Source organism: Microbispora bryophytorum, assembly GCF_006874465.1.
In the GTDB taxonomy this organism is placed as follows: domain Bacteria; phylum Actinomycetota; class Actinomycetes; order Streptosporangiales; family Streptosporangiaceae; genus Microbispora; species Microbispora bryophytorum.
In genome coordinates this window covers 363,833-380,395 of record NZ_VIRL01000003.1, presented here as the reverse complement: position 1 = coordinate 380,395, position 16,563 = coordinate 363,833, and the positions used below count along the sequence as shown (strand labels likewise).

The 16,563-nt window shown below is 72.5% G+C and carries 13 protein-coding genes; 8 read left to right on the top strand and 5 right to left on the bottom strand.

The features are described from left to right. Window positions 1-332: 332 nt before the first annotated feature. From FLX07_RS09185 to mtrA, 4 genes are read right to left on the bottom strand one after another with little or no spacing between them, the layout of a single operon-like run. Entirely contained in the window at window positions 333-1,055 is a 723-nt protein-coding gene (locus FLX07_RS09185) for a ComF family protein (protein WP_142569528.1), read from the bottom strand. A 51-nt stretch (window positions 1,056-1,106) separates the two neighbouring features. Continuing rightward, on the bottom strand, window positions 1,107-2,885 hold the full coding sequence (locus FLX07_RS09180) for an LpqB family beta-propeller domain-containing protein (RefSeq protein WP_142569527.1): 1,779 nt from the start codon (window positions 2,883-2,885) through the stop codon (window positions 1,107-1,109). Further along, window positions 2,875-4,614 carry an MtrAB system histidine kinase MtrB gene (mtrB, locus tag FLX07_RS09175; protein WP_142569525.1) on the bottom strand — a complete coding sequence of 580 codons (1,740 nt, stop codon included), beginning with the start codon at window positions 4,612-4,614 and terminating at the stop codon, window positions 2,875-2,877. Before mtrB ends, FLX07_RS09180 begins: the two co-directional genes overlap by 11 nt. Window positions 4,615-4,630: 16 nt before the next feature. Further along, window positions 4,631-5,308 carry an MtrAB system response regulator MtrA gene (mtrA, locus tag FLX07_RS09170; protein ID WP_030509347.1) on the bottom strand — a complete coding sequence of 226 codons (678 nt, stop codon included), beginning with the start codon at window positions 5,306-5,308 and terminating at the stop codon, window positions 4,631-4,633. A gap of 283 nt (window positions 5,309-5,591) precedes the next feature. Here mtrA and FLX07_RS09165 point away from each other — a divergent pair, with 283 nt between their 5' ends. From FLX07_RS09165 to FLX07_RS09145, 5 genes are read left to right on the top strand one after another with little or no spacing between them, the layout of a single operon-like run. Continuing rightward, complete coding sequence (locus FLX07_RS09165) at window positions 5,592-6,995, top strand: glycerophosphoryl diester phosphodiesterase membrane domain-containing protein (protein ID WP_223853041.1); 1,404 nt, start codon at window positions 5,592-5,594, stop codon at window positions 6,993-6,995. Continuing rightward, entirely contained in the window at window positions 6,992-7,633 is a 642-nt protein-coding gene (locus FLX07_RS09160) for a DUF4129 domain-containing protein (protein ID WP_142569522.1), read from the top strand. The genes FLX07_RS09165 and FLX07_RS09160 overlap by 4 nt, the downstream gene beginning before the upstream one ends. Continuing rightward, entirely contained in the window at window positions 7,630-8,778 is a 1,149-nt protein-coding gene (locus FLX07_RS09155) for a DUF4350 domain-containing protein (protein ID WP_142569520.1), read from the top strand. The genes FLX07_RS09160 and FLX07_RS09155 overlap by 4 nt, the downstream gene beginning before the upstream one ends. After that, the gene (locus FLX07_RS09150) at window positions 8,775-9,740 is read left to right on the top strand and encodes an AAA family ATPase (RefSeq protein ID WP_142569518.1); all 966 of its coding nucleotides are present in this window, start codon (window positions 8,775-8,777) and stop codon (window positions 9,738-9,740) included. The genes FLX07_RS09155 and FLX07_RS09150 overlap by 4 nt, the downstream gene beginning before the upstream one ends. A 7-nt stretch (window positions 9,741-9,747) precedes the next feature. Then, window positions 9,748-11,073: a DUF58 domain-containing protein gene (locus FLX07_RS09145; protein ID WP_142569517.1), complete on the top strand. Its 1,326-nt coding sequence runs from the start codon at window positions 9,748-9,750 to the stop codon at window positions 11,071-11,073. 15 nt (window positions 11,074-11,088) lie between these two features. Here FLX07_RS09145 and FLX07_RS09140 read toward each other — a convergent pair whose 3' ends face one another. Next, window positions 11,089-12,081, bottom strand: coding sequence for a stage II sporulation protein M (locus tag FLX07_RS09140; RefSeq protein ID WP_142569515.1), 993 nt, complete (start codon window positions 12,079-12,081; stop codon window positions 11,089-11,091). Between the two features lie 40 nt (window positions 12,082-12,121). Here FLX07_RS09140 and FLX07_RS09135 point away from each other — a divergent pair, with 40 nt between their 5' ends. The 3 genes from FLX07_RS09135 to FLX07_RS38330 all read left to right on the top strand — a co-directional run bounded on the left by FLX07_RS09135 (window position 12,122) and on the right by FLX07_RS38330 (window position 16,561). Next, a complete protein-coding gene (locus tag FLX07_RS09135; RefSeq protein WP_142569513.1) occupies window positions 12,122-13,045 on the top strand; it encodes an RDD family protein in 924 nt (307 codons plus the stop codon). A 365-nt stretch (window positions 13,046-13,410) separates the two neighbouring features. Further along, window positions 13,411-13,827, top strand: coding sequence for a nuclear transport factor 2 family protein (locus FLX07_RS09130; RefSeq protein WP_142569511.1), 417 nt, complete (start codon window positions 13,411-13,413; stop codon window positions 13,825-13,827). 160 nt (window positions 13,828-13,987) lie between these two features. Further along, window positions 13,988-16,561, top strand: a complete 2,574-nt coding sequence (locus tag FLX07_RS38330; protein WP_167748175.1) for an HNH endonuclease signature motif containing protein — start codon at window positions 13,988-13,990, stop codon at window positions 16,559-16,561. Window positions 16,562-16,563: the final 2 nt, after the last annotated feature.

The following is a 16,563-nucleotide window of genomic DNA, read 5'->3' as shown; positions in this document are numbered from 1 at the left end:
CGACCAAGAGTCGCCTTACGTGGGCCGTTTCGCCTGCGGCTGGCATCGGCTAGCCAGGCCGGACCCCATGAGGGGGTCGGCCCGGCGCAACCACGGACCCGGACGGGTGCCATGCCTGAACGCTAGTCGCTACCGTCTCGAATGTCAGCCAGGAGATCGGCTAAACGATCACTTTGCGTGATACGGGTTGCCGTCTGGCCGTCGGAAAATTCGTGGTCATGTTCTGGGAATCCCCGCAACCACGACGCCCACACCTGCATTGAGCTGGCAAGTCGCCGCGAAATCGGCGTGCGGTCGCCCCTCGGCGGCACGCCCTGCCCTTACCAAAGTCTTTACTGTCCGTGATAATCTCCAATCCGACATCTCCGGCGTGTCGCAGCGATGGTCACCGCCGCGGACGGCTCCGCGCCCGCGGCGCGCAGCGCCCTGGCCGCCTCCGCCAGCGTCGTCCCCGTCGTGACGATGTCGTCCACCAGGACCACGGCGACACCCCCCGGACCGCGGCCACAGGGCCGTGGCCGCGCCACCCGCCCCGACACGGCCTCGAAGGCCCCGGACAGGTTGACGGCCCGCTCCGCCGATCCCAGCCCCGCCTGGTCGGCCACGCGGCGGCCCTGCCGCAGCAGGGGTGCGAGGACGGCGGGCCGGCCTCGCCTGCACAGCTCGCGGGCCGCCGCCGCGGCGACGGCCCGGACGGGGTCGTGCCCCCGGCGGCGGGAGGCGGCCCGTGCGCTCGGAACCGGCACCAGCCACACCTCGCGGCGGACTTCCCCACCCGCCGCCCACGCGGCCACGCATGCGCTCACGGCGGCCGCCAGGACCGGCACCAGAGCCGTTCTGCCGCGTTCCTTGCAGGCGAGGATCATCCGGCGGGCCGCGCCGTCGTAGGCGGTGGCCGACCAGCAGTCCGGCAGGCCCGGAGGCGGCGGGTCCGGCGGCCGGGGAGCCGGCTCCCGCAGCAGCTCGGCCCTGCAGGACGGGCAGGCCGGGGCGCCCGGGGCGCCGCAGCCGGCGCAGCGGGGCGGGAGGATCAGATCGAGCAGGGCGGGAGGCACGCCCTCAGCATGCCGTCCGTCACCGACAGTTCGCTGTGCCCTCCGGCCGGCTCAGCCGAGGGGATAGACGGGGTTGCTGGAGCCGTCGTCGGCGCGCGGGGTCCAGGCGTGCTTGTCCGCGCTGTAGGTGAGCACCTGGCCCTCGTCGGCCGCCGCGAGGACGTGGTCCGGGACCGCGACGATCGACTTGATCTTCGAGTCGAGCTTGATGGGGCCGTCGTTGGGGACGACCCCCTCCATCACCGACCAGGTGGCGAGCTCCTGGCCGCTGCTGCCTTCGGACAGCACGAGCAGATCGGCGGCGTCCTGCCAGGCGATGTCCTTGATTTTGCGCGCGTCGCGCGGCTCGATGAGCGTCCGCACGGACTCGATCCGCGTCTGCTGGCCATTGCGGACGATCGTGCCGATCTTCACGGAGGTGCCGAGGCCGTCGTCGATGATCACGGCGACCCTGGCCCCGTCACGGGCGACCCGCAGCTCCAGGATCCGCCCGTACGACAGCTCGTCGTCGATCTCCACACGGCGGGCCCGGCCGTTCTCGGCCGTCCAGATCCGGCTCTCGTGCGGGTTCACCCTCTCGGCCGACCAGACGGCCCCGTAGCGGTCCCAGGAGGGCGGGCTCATGTCCCCGCCCGCGATCCACCGCTGCCACTGGCTGCCGGGGGCCATCGGGGCGGCGTAGACGCCGTCGCCGTTGACCAGCGCGGCCACGAGGGGCGGGAAGTCGTCGGTGTTGGAGACGGCCGGCTGGGAGAACTTCGCGGCCTGCTCGCCGGCCGCGCCCGGCACCGGGGTGCCGTCGCCCTTCTCCTTGAACTGCAGCAGCCTGCCGCCCTGCATGTAGTAGGCCTGCAGGGAGCCGGTCAGCACGTTCGGGTCGTAGCGGGCGTAGTCGGCGGGCCGGAACCGCATCCCGGAGTCGCCGTTCATGCGGATCTCGACGGTCCGGCCGGTGACCAGTTCACCGAGCGTCCACACGAGCTGGGCCTTGAGCGCGTCGAGGCGGTTGGTGGGCACCGTCTCCAGTTCCGAGGAGAAGTCGACCACGACCGTGTCCCCCTCGACGCTGATCCGGTTGAGCTCGGTGCCCGGCGGGAACGCGCTGCTCACCGCGTTCCTGATGGACGAGGTCGGCCCGGCGAGCAGGCGGCGGACCAGCGTCTCGGGCACGCCCCTGCCGGGTTCGATCGGCACCCACACCCGGTCGGCCACGAGGCCGATCTCCCCGGTGGCGGGCGGGTAGTACAGGTCGACCTTCCGGTAGGCACGCCACAGGTCGTCGTACGACAGCAGGCGGGCGTCGGGCGGCACGTCGATCCGCCACTCGCCGTTCTGCTTGACCAGCGTGAACGGCTCGACGAGGTTGCCCGCGGCCGGGGTCGACCTGCCCTCCGCGTCGATCGTGGCGACCGCCGCGCCCTTCAGCGTCACCGTCGTCCGCGTGGCCTTCTGAAGATCCTGGGCGCGGTCCGACTCGATCTTGCCCTCGTAGATGCGGGTCTGCCGCCACGGGTTCCAGTGCTTGGCCGCGCCCGGGGTGAGGTATTCCCGGGCGACGGCGAGCTCGGGGTCGTCGAAGGCCGCCATCGCGGCCTGGAAGCCCTTCACGATGTCCTCGGGCGGGGCGCCCTTCTTGGGCGGGGTCGCGATGAGCCGCACGTACGGCTGGCTGAGCGTGTCCTTGCCGTGGTCCTCCTGGGCGGCGCGGGGGCTGCCGCTCGTGGGCACGGTGGCGCACCCTGCCCCGCCGGAGACCAGGACGAGCGCCGCACCCGCGGCGGCGGTGAGACGGCGGGCACCGAGCCGCTCACTCCGCCGCTCACTCCGCATCGAAGGCCCCCGCATCCACGTTCTCGCGCGCCCTCGGCGCCGCCTCCACCGGCGCCGGGGTCAGGACCGGCGTGGCGTGGCCGCGCCAGGTGCGCCGCATCTCGACCTCCGGCGGCACGAGCGGCAGCGGCGACCCGCGCAGCGGAGACCCCGCCGCGCGCGGCAGCGACAGGCGGAACTGGCTGCCCTCCCCCGGCGCGCCCCACGCCTGGAGCCAGCCGCCGTGCAGCATGGCGTCCTCCCGCGAGATCGCCAGGCCGAGCCCGGTGCCGCCGATGGTCCGGGCGCGCGAGGGGTCGGCGCGCCAGAAGCGGTCGAACACCATCGTCTCCTCGCCCGCCTTGAGGCCGACCCCGTGGTCGCGTACGGCCACGGCCACCGCGTCGCGGTCGGCGCCGAGCGTGACGACGATGTCCTTGCCCTCGCCGTGCTCGATGGCGTTGAAGAGCAGGTTGCGCAGGATCCGCTCGACCCTGCGGCTGTCCACCTCGGCCATGCACGGCTCGTTGGGCAGGCGCAGCTCGAAGCGGGTGGCCTGCCGCTCGGCGAGCGTCTCGGAGTCGCCCACCGCCCGCATGACCACGTCGCGCATGTCGACGGGGTCGAGGTCGAGGGTGGCCGCCCCCGCGTCGTAGCGGCTGATCTCCAGCAGGTCGGCCAGCATCGACTCGAAGCGTTCGAGCTGGTTCTGCATGAGCTCGGCGGCCCGCGCGGAGGAGGCGTCGAAGTCCTCACGGCCCTCGTAGAGCAGGTCGGCGGCCATGCGGACGGTCGTCAGCGGCGTGCGCAGCTCGTGCGAGACGTCGGAGACGAACTGCCGCTGCACCTGGGAGAGCTCCTCCAGCTGGTGGATCTTCACGGCGAGGTTGGACGCCATCTCGTTGAACGAGGTCGCCAGCCGGGCGAGGTCGTCCTCCCCGCGCACCTTGAGCCGCTCCTCCAGCCGACCGGCGGCGAGCCGTTCCGCCGCCTGGCGCGCGAGCCGTACGGGGGTGACCACCTGCCGGGTGACCAGCGAGGCGACGCCGGCGAGCAGCAGCACGAGCGCGGCTCCCGCGCCGAAGACCATCTGCTGGACCGTGAGCAGCGTCTTCTCCTCCTCGCCGAGGGGGAAGACGTGGTAGATCTCGTAGGTGCCGTTCACCCGGCCGCCGACCACCCAGGCGCTCTCGGGCTGCTTGGCGCCGATGTACCGGATCTTCACGGTCTGGTCCCAGAGCGACTGCTCCTCGCTGCTCTGGACCTTCTCGCGCAGCAGGGCCGGAATGCTCGACCAGTCGATCTGCCCGGACGCCCGGCCCTCGCCGACCGAACCCTCGTTGAGGATGACGACGTCGTAACGGCCGCCGGAGCGGTCGGTCAGCGCCCTGGCCGCCGCGTCGACGGGGTTCATCGTCTGCCCCTGGGCAGTGGCGTCCTGCGTGATGTCGGTCGAGTCCGCGGGCTGCGTGAGATAGCCGCTCGCGGTCGCGATGTTCGCCCGCGACTCCTCGACCGCCGACACCTCGGTGCTGGTCAGCACCGAGGCGACGATCGACTGCATCAGGAAGACGCCGAGGACGACCACCACGGCCATCGACAGCACCAGCGTGCTGGTGACGACGCGGAGCTGGAGCGAGCGCCGCCAGACGTGCCGCAGCCGGCCCGCGAGGCGGCGCGCGCGCCTGCGGACCCCGCGGGCGATCTGGCCCGGGGTCCGGCGACGGCGTTTCCTCGCGGGGACCGGCATGACGCTGACGTCCGGCTTACGCCGGGCCGGCCTTGTAGCCCACGCCCCGGACGGTGACGACGATCTCCGGGTGCTCGGGGTCCTTCTCGATCTTCGCCCGCAGGCGCTGGACGTGCACGTTCACCAGGCGGGTGTCCGCGGCGTGCCGGTAACCCCAGACCTGCTCCAGCAGCACCTCACGGGTGAAGACCTGGCGGGGCTTGCGGGCCAGCGCGACCAGCAGGTCGAACTCCAGCGGCGTGAGGTTGATGGTCTCCTCGCCGCGCTTGACCGAGTGACCGGCCACATCGATGGTGATGTCGCCGATCTGCAGGATCTCGGGCGTGGGCTCGTCGGTGCGGCGCAGGCGGGCGCGCACGCGGGCGACGAGCTCCTTGGGCTTGAACGGCTTGACGATGTAGTCGTCCGCACCGGACTCCAGGCCGAGCACCACGTCGATGGTGTCGCTCTTGGCCGTGAGCATCACGATCGGGACCCCGGACTCGGCACGGATGCGACGGCAGACGTCGATGCCGTCGGCGCCGGGAAGCATCAGGTCGAGCAGGACGAGGTCCGGCCTGGTGTCCCTGAAGGCGTCGAGCGCCTTGTCTCCATCGGACACGAACGACGGCTCAAAGCCCTCCCCGCGCAAGACGATGCCGAGCATCTCGGCGAGAGCGGCGTCGTCGTCGACGACCAGCACGCGTCCTTTCATGGCCCCTCATTCGTACGCGTTTGGGAGATTTGGGCGTTTGTCACAGTTTCCCCCGCAGGCTACCGTGGCCACCGCTTTGGTGTTACACGACCACGACAGAGGTTGGAGTTTAGGCGCAGCAGACGAAGCGCGCGATTATCTGACCAGATGCGGTCACACCGTCGGGAATCCCGTGGTGCGGTCACGTTCCAAGTGTGCGCCCGCACCCCCTGTTTCGGCCATCCCTTCCGAGCCCTCCAGTATGGCCGCGCGGCGCGCGCGTACATCATGCCAGGATTGGGACATGACAGACGGCCCCGGCTCCACCCCCGACATGCCCTCCGGCTGGGCGGCCGATCAACCTCCCCCGTACGGCGGGGCCGCCGGGGCGTCCGGACCCTCCTGGGCCTCCCCCGGCGCCGGCGCGCCGCAGGGCGCGAACCCGTCCGCGCCACATCCGTCCGCGCCGCATCCGGCCTCCCCTTATCCGGGCACGCCGCATTCGGCCACGCCGTACGCGCCCTATGCGGGCGGGCAGTACGGGTACCGGGCGCCGGACGCGCCGCGGCCGGGCATCATCCCGCTGCGCCCGTTGACGCTCGGCGACATCCTCGACGGCACGATCAAGCTGATCCGCTCGAACCCCAGGGCCACGCTCGGCCTGTCGGCGATCGTGGCGGCCGTGACCGGAATCCCGGCCGCGATCGGGCAGGCCATCTCGTTGGGCTCGCTCGGCGATCTCATTGCCGACCCGTACTCCGCCGACACGGTGAACGTGCCGATCGCCGGCCTGGCCGCGCAGTACATCGGCGCGATCCTCAGCTACGTCATGACGTTCGTCGGCACCACCGTCCTCACGGGCGTCCTGACCCGGGTGCTGGGCCGCGCGGTGTTCGGCGGGCGCATCACGGTGGGCGAGGCGTGGCGGCTGGCGCGGTCGCGGGTGCTCGCGCTGTTCGGGCTGGTGCTGCTGCAGGCGCTCATCCTCCTGCTGCCGCTGCTGGCGCTCGCCGCCGTGTTCGTGGTGCTGGCCGCGGCCGGCGCGTTCGACTCCATGGGGGCCGCCACCGCCGGGATCGGAGCCCTCTTCGGCCTGCTGTTCCTCCTGGCCTACATCTCCTATCTGCTGTTCTTCTACACGCGCCTGTCGCTGTCGGCCCCCGCCGTCGTGCTGGAGGGCCGCGGGGTCACCGACGCAATGAGCCGGTCGTGGCGGCTGGTGAAGGGCGACAGCTGGCGGGTGCTCGGCATTCTGCTGCTCACCGCCATACTCGCGGCCATCATCAGCAACGTGCTGGCGATCCCGTTCACGTTCGGCGGCTCGCTCCTCGGCATGCTGAACAGCGGCACCACCGCCGGGATGGTGATCGCGGCGCTCCTCCTGGCGGTCGGCCAGGTCATCGCCTCCATGATCACCTACCCCTTCCAGGCGGGCGTGACCGGGCTGCTGTACGCCGACCGGCGGATGCGGGCCGAGGCGTTCGACCTCGTGCTGCAGACGGCGGCGGCGCAGAACCAGTCGCAGGGCTGGATCCACGCCGGGGTCGACGACCTGTGGCACCCGAGCTACGCCGCCGGGACGGGGGCGGCCTCCGGGCCGCAGTCCGGGCCGCAGTCCGGGCCGTATCAGGGGGCTCCGCCGTATGGGCCGTACGGAGCGTCCGGCCCGTCCGGACCGCCGTACGGGCCATACGGGCCTCAGGCGTGACGACCGTACGGGCGGCGGCGGCGCTGCTCGCCTCGCCGCTCGACGTCGGCCGCGACCAGGCCGCCCGGGAGGCCGCGCGGGAGCTGTCCCGGGCGGGCTACCAGCACGAGCCGTTGTTCGACCGGCTGCAGCGGGAGATCTCCCAGTTCCTCGGCGACATCATGAGCGGCGGCGGGACGGGCGGAGGCGGCGTGAGGTCGATCGTCGTGATCGCCGTCGTCCTCGCCGTCCTGGCCGTGCTGCTCTTATGGGCGCTGCGCCGCTTCTCCGGCGGCCGGCGTACGGACAGCGGCGCCGTGTTCGGGCAGCGTGAGCGGACGGCCGCCGAGCATCGCGCTGAGGCCGAGCGCCTGGCAACCGAGGGCGGCTGGGCCGGGGCCATCCAGGAGCGGCTGCGCGCGATCGCCCGCGACCTGGAGGAACGCGCGATCGTCACCCCGATGCCGGGCCGCACCGCCGTGGAGCTCGCCGAGGTCGCCGGGCAGGCGCTGCCACCCCACGCGACGGACCTGCGCGCGGCGGCACGCCTGTTCGACGACGTGACCTACGGCGGGGCGGGCGGCACCAGGGAGGGCTACCTGACGCTCACCGCCCTGGACGAGCGCCTGCGGTCGGCCCGCACGGGCGCGGCCGCATGACCGCCACGACGATGGGGCGCGCGCGGCAGGCGGCCCAGGTCACGTTGCTGGTGGTGCTCGTGCTGGTCACGGCGGTGCTGCCCCTGCTGCTGACGGGGGAACAGTCCGGCGGCCGCACCCTCGATCCCGCCGACACCTCGCTGAACGGCAGCGGCGCACTCGCCCGGCTGCTGGAGGCGCACGGGGTGGAGGTGGTCCGGGTCGAGACGCCCGGCGCGGCGGTGGCCGCCGCCGGGCCGCAGACCCTGCTGCTGGTCACCGAGGCGAGCTTCCTGAACCGCGACGCCGCCCGCCGCATCGCCGAGGCCCCCGGCGACCGGCTCGTGGCCGGCGCCGTGCCGCACCTCGACGTGCTCGCCCCCGGCGTACGCAGGCAGGGCCCCGTGCGCGCCCGGTCACGGGCTCCGCAGTGCGCGCTGCGGGAGGCGGTGCGGGCAGGCGACGCCTACACCGGCGGAACGTCCTTCACCGGGCCGCCGGGGGCCACGGGCTGCTATCCGGCCGACGACGGGCACGCCCTGGTCCGCTACACCGCCGACGGGCACACGGTGACCGTGCTGGGCGACGCGTCGTTCATGACCAACCTGCGCCTCGCGGAGGACGGCAACGCGGCGCTCGCGCTGAACCTGGCCGGGGCGCGGCCGAAACTCGTCTGGCTCGCCGAGCCCGACGATCCGGACGAGGCGGGCGACCCCGGCGCAGGGGCGGACGGGCAGGCCCGCTCGCTCGGCGACCTCATCCCCGGCGGCGTGAGGTGGGCGGTCCTCCAGCTCATCGTCGCGGTGACCCTGGCCGCCCTTTGGCGCGGGCGCAGGCTCGGGCCCGTCGTGATCGAACGCCTGCCCGTGGTCGTGCGGGCCGCGGAGACCGTGGAGGGGCGCGGACGCCTGTACCGGTCCCGCCGGGCCAGGGACCGGGCCGCCCTCGCGTTGCGGGCCGCCGCGACCGACCGGCTCGCCCCCCGCCTCGGGCTGCCCCGCACCGCGACCGCGGAGGAGGTGGCCGTCGCCGCGGCCGTACGCACCGGCCACGACCCGGAACCGGTGCTGGCGCTGCTGTGCGGCCCGCCGCCCGGGGACGACACCGCTCTGGTGACCCTCGCCGCCCACCTGGACACACTCGAAAGGCAGGTACGAGATTCGTGACCACACCTGAATCGGACGCGGACGCCGCCCGCGAGGCGCTCGCCGCGCTGCGGGCGGAGGTGGCCAAGGCGGTCGTGGGCCAGGACCCGGTCGTCACCGGCCTGGTCATCGCGCTGCTGTGCCGGGGTCACGTGCTGCTCGAAGGCGTGCCCGGCGTCGCCAAGACCCTGCTCGTACGCACGCTGTCGGCCGCGCTCACGCTGGACTTCAAGCGGGTGCAGTTCACCCCCGACCTGATGCCGGGCGACATCACCGGGTCGCTGGTCTACGACGCGAGGACGGCGGAGTTCGAGTTCCGCGAGGGGCCGGTCTTCACCAACCTGCTGCTCGCGGACGAGATCAACCGCACACCGCCGAAGACCCAGGCCGCCCTGCTTGAGGCCATGGAGGAGCGGCAGGTCAGCGTCGAGGGCACGGCCCGCGCGCTGCCGGATCCCTTCATCGTCGTGGCGACGCAGAACCCCGTCGAGTACGAGGGCACCTACCAGCTGCCCGAGGCGCAGCTCGACCGGTTCCTGCTCAAGCTGACCGTGCCGCTGCCGCCGCGCGAGCAGGAGATCGCCGTCCTCGAACGGCACGCGCTCGGCTTCGACCCCCGCGACCTGACGGAGATCAAGCCCGTGGCGTCGGCGGCCGGCCTCGCGGCGGGACGCCGGGCGGTCGCGCAGGTCCACGCGAGTGCCGAGGTGCTCGGCTACATCGTGGACGTCGCACGGGCCACCCGGCAGTCGCCTTCGCTCCAGCTCGGCGTCTCGCCCCGCGGGGCGACCGCGCTGCTGGCCGCCGCGCGGGCGTGGGCGTGGCTGTCGGGGCGGTCGTACGTGACGCCGGACGACGTGAAGGCCCTGGCCCGGCCCGCCCTGCGCCACCGCGTGGGACTGCGCCCGGAGGCCGAGCTGGAGGGCGCCACCCCCGACGGCATCCTGGAGGGCATCCTGGCCACCGTCCCCGTTCCCCGGTGAGGGCGGCGTGGCGCTGACCGGACGCGCGGGACTGCTCGCCGCCCTCGCCGCGATCGTCGTGCTCCTCGCCCCCGAGCCCGGCCTGGTCGTGCTGGCCGCGGCGCTCGTGCTCGTCGTGCTCGTGGCGGCCGACCTGCTGCTCGCGGGCGCCGTGCGCGGGCTGCGCTTCCAGCGCGACGGCGAACGGCGGGTGCGGCTCGGGCAGTCGGCGGCGATCGGCCTCGTCGTGGACAACCCGGGCCCGCGGCGGATCCGGGGCGTGCTGCGCGACGCCTGGCAACCCTCGGCCGGGGCCGCTGCGCGCCGGATGACGCTCGACGTGCCGGCCCGCGAGCGGCGGCGCCTGGTCACGACGCTGACGCCCACCCGCAGGGGCGACCGGGAGGCCGTCGCCGTGACGGTCCGTTCGGTCGGGCCGTTGGGCCTGGCGGCGCGGCAGCGGACCTTCCACGTGCCGTGGACCGTCAGGGTGCTGCCGCCGTTCCTCAGCCGGCGGCATCTGCCGGCGCGGCTGGCCCGGCTGCGCGAGCTCGACGGACGGCATCCGGCGCTGGTGCGCGGCCAGGGCACCGAGTTCGACTCGCTGCGTGAGTACGTCGTGGGCGACGACGTCCGCTCGATCGACTGGCGGGCGAGCGCCCGGCGCAGCGACGTCGTCGTGCGCACCTGGCGACCCGAGCGCGACCGCCGTGTGCTCATCGTGCTCGACACGGGCCGCACCTCGGCGGGCCGGGTCGGGGAGGCGCCCGTGCCCGGCTCCGGCCCTTCCGGCTGGCCACGGCTGGACTGGTCGATGGACGCCGCGCTGCTGCTGGCCGCGCTCGCCGCGCGGGCCGGCGACCGCGTCGACTTCCTCGCCTACGACCGGGCCGTACGGGCCCAGGTGTCCGGCGCGTCGCGCACGGAGCTGCTGTCGTCGCTGGTGGACGCGATGGCGCCGATCGAGGCGGAGCTGGTCGAGGCCGACGCCGGCGGGATGGTGGCGGCCGTGCTGTCCCGGGCCAGGCGGCGCTGCCTGGTGGTGCTGCTGACCGACCTGAACGCCACGGCGATGGAGGAGGGGCTGCTGCCCGTGCTGCCCAGCCTGTCGTCCCGGCACATGGTTGTGGTGGCCTCGGTCGCCGATCCACGGGTGGCCGGCATGGCGGCCGGGCGCGGCACCGCCGAATCCGTCTACGACGCCGCGGCGGCCGAACGGCTGCGCGGCGAGCGACGTGAGATCACCGCGGTGCTGCGCCGCCACGGCGTGGAGGTCGTGGACGCCCTGCCCGAGGACGTCGCCCCGGCGCTCGCGGACGCGTACCTCGCTTTGAAGGCCACCGGCCGGCTCTGATCAGGCTGTGCGGGTTCAGGTTGTGGGGGCGAGGTCGGGAGCGTGCTCGATGTCTCCTGTCTCGTTCGCGCGTTCCGCCCGGCGGCCGAAGAAGATCACGTACGCGAGGAAGAGCGCCTCCGCGAGCGCGCCGATCGAGATGCGCGCCCAGGTCGGCAGGCCCGACGGGGTGACCCCCGCCTCGATGAGCCCGGAGACGAGCAGCACCACGACCAGGCCGAGCGCGACGCTCATCACGGCCCTGCCCTGCTCGGCCAGCGCCTCCGCGCGCCGCCTCGGGCCGGGGTCGATCGCGGTCCAGCCCAGCCGCAAGCCCACGGACGCCGCCAGGAAGACCGCGGTCAGCTCCAGCATGCCGTGCGGCAGGATCAGGCCCCAGAACACGTCCGCCTTGCCGTGCGCGTGCATCAGGCCGCCCATGAGCCCCACGTTGGCCGCGTTCTGGAACAGGATCCAGGGGATGGGCAGGCCGAGCAGGATCGCCGAGATCACGACCTGCATGGACAGCCAGGCGTTGTTCAGCCACACGTGGCCGGCGAACGACGCCGCCGGGTTCTCCGAGTAGTAGTCGGCGAAATCGTGCTCGACGATCTGCCGGATCTCCTCCGGTGTGCCGACGAGGTTCTGCACGGCGGGATCGCGCGCCACCCACGCGCCCACGACGTACGCGACTGCGAGCGAGGCCACTGTGACACCGATCCACCACCGGCGCGCCCGGTAGGCCACCACGGGGAACGACACCGTGAAGAACCGGGCGACCTCTCTCCAAGCGGGGCTGTGGGCGCCCGTGACGGCCGAGCGCGCTCTCGCCACCAGCGACGATAGGCGTCCGACGAGAAGGGCGTCGGACGACGCCGACCGCACGATGGACAGGTGGGTCGCCGCCCGCTGGTAGAGCTCGACCAGCTCGTCGACCTCCGCGCCGCGCAGCCTGCGCTGCCGCCGTACGAGGTCGTCCAGCCGGTCCCAGGACGGCTTGCTCGCGGCGACGAACGCATCGATGTCCACGGATCGGACCTTATCGGCGGGGGGCAGTAGGGTGCGCAGTGTGTCCGAAGTCGTGACCGGCGAAGCGGTCGTCGTAGAGGTTCGCGTCGCCCAGCTTCCCAGCCGCGCCCTGGCCTTCCTCATCGACTGGGCCGTGCAGTGGGCCGTGATCATCCTGGCCGTCGTGCTGGTCTCGCAGGCATCCCTGGTGACCGACGAGTCGCTGGCCACCGGCCTGCTCATCCTGTTCGTCGTGCTGGTCACGGTGGGTTATCCGGTCGCGTTCGAGACGATCAGCAGGGGCCGCTCACTGGGCAAGCTCGCCCTCGGCCTGCGCGTGGTGAGCGACGACGGCGGGCCGGTGCGCTTCCGGCAGGCGCTGTTCCGCGGGCTCGCCGGGTTCCTGGAGTTCTGGACGTTCCTCGGCGCTCCCGCGCTCATCACGTCGCTCCTCAACCAGCGCGGCAAGCGCCTGGGGGACGTGTTCGCCGGGACGACCGTCATCGGGGAGCGTTCGCCGCGCCAGGCCCCGCCGCCGGAGATGCCTCCGGCGCTCGCGTCGTGGGCCGCGACGCTGGAGCTGTCCGGGCTGTCCGACGACCTGGCCAACACCGCCCGGCAGTATCTGTCCCGGTGGCACGAGCTCAGCCCGCAGACGCGCGACGAGATGGGGCTGCGCGTGGCCGGCCAGATCAGCGCGCGGGTGGCGCCGCCGCCCCCGCCCGGTGTTCCGCCGCACGCTTATCTGGCCGCCGTGCTGGCCGAACGCAGGCGCCGTGAGGAGATGCGGCTCGCCCGGGCTCGTTCCACGCCCCCGCCGTACGGTCCGCAAGGGTACGGCGTGCAGGGGTACAGCCCGCAGGGGTACGGCATGCAGGGGCAAAGCGTGCAGGGACAAGGCGTGCCGGCGGCGCCGCCGCGGGAGGCGGGTCCTCCGCGTGGAGACGGCCCGACGACATCGGGAGGATTTGTTCCACCCATTTAGGTGTAGACCCCGATTTGCAGGGCACCTGTGGTCCTTGCAGGTCATGGGGCATACCTGCAGTGGGGTTGAGGCGGGCATCGCCGGTGCGTTGAGGGAGAGGTCGCACCGGAGGTGCCCGCCTCCGTGTTGTGTGGCCGATGCCTGCCGTACTCACGGTACGAGCCCTGACTCCGCCTGCATGGGCCACGGATGTGAGACGGATGCGACACGGGTGTGATCGCCGAACAGACCGCCGGGATTCGGCGGGTGCGCGAGACGCACGGGACTGGGTCTCCCCGCCCTTCACCTCCCTGCCCTTCACCTCGCCGGTCGCGTTACTTCACCGGTAATCGACGCATCGCGCCCGAGCCGACAAGAGTTGCGGCATGAGTAATGACACTTATGACGTCGTGCAGGAGTTGCTGCGCCGGATGACGGAAGGCGATCACGACCGTACGGCGGAGCTTTTCGCCGAGCCCGTCGACTGGCGGCTCTCCTGGCCTGCCGAGGGGCACTCGGCGGTTCCGTGGATTCGGCCACGGTCCAGCCGGGCCGAGGTGGCGGACCACTTCCGGTCGCTGGAGGCCCACCATGTGCCCGAACTCAACGGCACATCGGTGACGCGGATCCTGGTCGACGGGACGCACGCCGTCGTGCTCGGAGAGATCGCACAGACGGTCCGGGCCGGAGGCACCGCCTACACCTCACCTTTCGCGCTGCACCTCAGCTTCGAAGACGGACTCATCACCCGTTATCACATCTATGAGGACAGCCTTACTGTCACGCGAGCCCTCAGCACTTAGGCCGGGACTTACAACGCATAGTTGGCGAAAAGTCCCGCCTTTCCTGTGGCTCCAGGAAATCGTCTACCGAGCTTGCCTCTCATTCCCAGAGCATGACACGATTGATACAAGTTTTCGAATTCGTGGCTGACTCTTAGCTGGGGGTGTGATGGATAAGTCCATGTTCGATCCTGATCACCATCGACGTTCGAACAGCACTGATGACGGCTGGTGGGATCAGCTGACAGCCCGTTCGCCATTGTGGACATCCGACGGTTCTCTCGCCCGCGACGACTGCCGCCCTGAATATTTTCCGATCGCGAACGATCAAGCCGAGTGCACCGAAAGTGCGCACAGCGATTGTGGGGCGACGGGCGCCGGCGCCGAGACGGGAGCCGATGGTTCCGGAGCCCCGGATGCTGCTACTGGTGCTGCTCGGGGCCGGTCGTCGTGGGTGCTCGTTGCTTCGTTGCGTGAGTCGGCGCAGGCGTTGGCGCTGGCGGCGTCGCCGGGCGATGCGGGCATCTGTGTGGCTGAGGCTGAGGATTTGCTGTTCGCGCGGGATCGGATCACGTGCGCGTTGGCGGATCGGGTGGGGCAGGTGCATCGGGCGGGGCAGGCCAAACAGCATGGGCATGCCTCCACCCGCAGCTGGCTACGCACCGCCGCCGGGATGAGCGTGGCCGGAGCGGGCCGTCTGCTGACCCTGGCGGTGGAGTTGGCCCGCCTGCCGAAGGTGCGGGAGAAGTTCGCCGCCGGGGTGTTGTCGGCGGGGGTGGTGGAGGCGATCTGCACCGCCACCGCGCGGTTGAGTGATGAGCATGCGGGGCTGGCCGAGCCGATTTTGCTGGAGTTGGCGGGCAAGGCGGGGCCGGCGGAGGTGGCCAAGGCCGGGCGGTATCTGCGGGCGGTGTTGGACCCTGATGGTGAGGAGCGGGACGAGCGGGCCGATTACGGGCGGCGGTTTTTGCGGGTCCGCCCCACTGCGGGTGGGGGCTTGGAGGGGGAGTTTTATCTGCCGCGTGAGGCGGCGGCGCGGTTGCGGGCGCTGTTGGATGCTTATGCCAAGCCACGCGCGGAGGGCGATGATCGGCCGCTGCGGGTCCGCCAGGCGGATGCGTTCATCGCGTTGATGGAGCAGAAGATCGTCGCTGAGCTCCTGGTCCTGGTCAACGCCGAATCCCTGCCCGCCGACCCCCAACCCGACCACCCCGCCCCCGGCCCCGACCACCCCGAAGACGCCGAGGCCCCCGAGGCCGCCGAAGACGCCCAGGACACTGGGGATGCCCAGAGTGCCGAGGACGGCGAGAACGGCGAGAACTCTGAGGACCCGCAGGGTGCCGAGGACACCGAGAACGCCCAGGACGCCCAGGGTACGGACAACGAGGACGGCGAGGGCACCGAGGACGCGCAGGGCGGCGAGGGTGCCCGGGACGGCCAGGACGCTCAGGATGCGGAGGGCGCGGCCAGTGCCGGGGATGGCTGCGACAGTGAGGACACCGGCGCCTTCGGCGGCACCGGAAGCGTTGACGGGCCCTGCCCTGTGGAGAAGGGCGACGTCGAAGACGCCATCCCCACCGACGCCGACCTCGGCAACTTCAGCGACGCCGACCCCGGCGACGTGAGCGACGCGGGCATAACCGACGCAGCCGCGGACGCCGCCACCGGGAGCGCCGACCTTGATCTTGCCGGAACCGGCCCCCGCGATGAGGAGTCTCGCGACCCCGAAGCCAACGAGCACCGACCCTGCAAAGGCGGGACCGGTGAGCGCGGGACTTGTGAGCGCGCTGCCGGTGGTTGCGGGGGTTGTGAGCAGCGGGCCAGCGATCACGACACCGCGAACGCCGCCCCGGCCGAGGGCAGTGGTGCTGGTGATGGTGACGTGAGCATGGCCTCTGCCGCAGGCGACGTCACCGCACCACGTAGGGGCGCAGACCGCGACCATGCGGCGGCCCAAGCTGAAACAGACCCCGAGCGCGCAGCAGCACGGCCTGCCTACGGCGGTGGCACGCCTCCAAACTCAGCGCCACCACATGCGGTGCGTCCCCGCGCGGCGCATTCTCGCGCGGCGGAATGGCCGGACCCTCCTCCCGAGGACGCCGCCGCGCATCACACCCACGCTGGGCACCAGCCTGCGGGGGACTGCCGGCATGCGCAGGGCACGCCCGAAGGCCACGGCGACGTACACCATGAGCAGCCGTCAGCAGGGACGGCGCGAGGCGCGGCACCGAGAGCGCCCAGACCGGAGCCGGAGACACCGCCGGGCGAGCCGGGGCCGAGGACGCCGCCGGGCAAGCCACTGGGGGCAGCGCTGGGGGCGGTGCCGGGGGCTCTGCTGGGAGCGGCGCCGGGGTTGTTGCTGGCGACCGGGCAGATGCTGCCCCTCGCCAGTGTGCATCGCCTGGCCCGCACCTCCGCGCTGGTGCGGCTGGTGATGGACGCCGAGGGGCAGGTGCTGGACATGGGCCGCAAGGTCCGCCTGGCCACCCCCGCCCAACGACGAGCCGTCTACGCCCGCTACGCCACCTGCTGGATCGACGGCTGCCCCCTGCCCGCCACCATGTGCCAGATCGACCACGCCGACAACTGGAGCACCGGCGGCCTCACCGACCTGAAACTCCTCGGCCCCGCCTGCCAGTTCCACAACCGCGACCGCTACCAGCACCCCGACCGCTACACCCGCCACCAAACCGGCACCGACCGCTGGGCCTTCACCTACCACCGCCAGATGGGAGCCCGGCGACTGCGGGTGTGAGG